Source organism: Thalassotalea sp. G20_0 (genome assembly GCF_017744175.1).
Taxonomy (GTDB): Bacteria; Pseudomonadota; Gammaproteobacteria; order Pseudomonadales; family Endozoicomonadaceae; genus Endozoicomonas.
Genome location: NZ_JAGHQV010000199.1, coordinates 1 through 1,381, shown reverse-complemented (window position 1 = coordinate 1,381; position 1,381 = coordinate 1). Strand labels below are relative to the sequence as shown.

The following is a 1,381-nucleotide window of genomic DNA, read 5'->3' as shown; positions in this document are numbered from 1 at the left end:
ACACCGCGCTCCCAGGGCTGACTGTCAACGATGAGGGTATCGTTCCCGGTGTCACCTCTCAGGGTGCTGCCACTTTGCCCGGTAATGACATCATGACCTTCACCACCTGCTAAAAGACCACTGCCTTCCAGAGTGTCGTCACCTTCATTACCAAACAGGTCTCCACGACCAGACAATTTGTCATTCCCCTCTCCACCATACAGGGTGTTATTGCCAGTATGATCGGTCAGTTCATCATCGCCGGAGCCACCATGCAGGGTGTCATCACCCCAGTCACCGTTTAGCGTGTCGTTGCCGCTATCGCCAAAGAGCTGGTCATCACCAGAGCCCCCGCTAAGGTCATCATTTTGGTCACCACCGTACAGATGATCATTACCATCCTGGCCTAGAAGGGTATCTACACCTTGCCCCCCCTCCAGACGGTCATTGTCAACTCCGCCCTCCAGACGATCATTGCCCTGACCACCGACCAGAATGTCCCTACCGGATTCGCCATAAAGTGTATCTGCACCATCGCCACCGTTGATCTGATCATTACCTCCCTGTCCATTAATAACATCATCACCACCCAACGCGGTGATCATGTCATTTTCAGCATGGGCAAGAATCTGGTCATCAGCTTCAGTCCCTTTTACCGACTGAACCAGAATGTCATCAGTATTCCAGCGGGTTCCGTTGGCAAACACGATGAAATTAATCGCATTCCCACTGACAAGACCTGCCTTATCGGTAAAATGGTTTAGGATGCGAACGCTGTCATTACGATCAGCATTACTGGTGATAATCAGATCATCACCCAGTCGGCGCAGTAACACATCGCCATCGTTCAGGTCTTCAAAGCTCAGGGTATCGATACCGGCACTGTCTTCAATAACATCACTGCCATCGGCGGCTGCAAAATGATAGGTGTCATCGCCAACGCCCCCTTCCAGTCGGTCGTTGCCAGTACCGCCACGCAAGCTGTCATCACCGGCATTGCCCACCAGAATATCGCTTCCAGCATCACCGGAAAGCGCGTCATCTGTCGTATAACCAAGGAGTAGGTTATCACCACCATCTCCAAGAAGCGCTTTATCCAGCAGTAGTTCTTTGTTCCAGACAGTGCCATCAGCAAACGTCACCGTATCCAGAGCGTATCTGGAATGACCTTCATCCTGGAAGAACCGGGAAACAGTGACCTGATCATTCCCCCCATAACAGAGCAAAAGATCATCACCAGCCCTTGATACTGCGACACTGTCTGGTAAAACACTATCTGCAAACCGAATAGTGTCCATGCCTTCACTATCGTAGTTATGAATCACATCCTGCCCGTCTCCAGCAGAAAAATGATAAGTGTCAGCACCTTCACCGCCCGTCAGGGTGTCATTGCCCAGCCCAC

1 protein-coding gene is annotated in these 1,381 nt (G+C 51.5%); it reads right to left on the bottom strand.

Going from position 1 to position 1,381, the window contains the following annotated elements; genetic code table 11:
* Window positions 1-1,381, bottom strand: a 1,381-nt coding sequence (locus J7438_RS25480) for a calcium-binding protein (RefSeq protein WP_286196940.1), incomplete at both ends; no start/stop codon positions are given.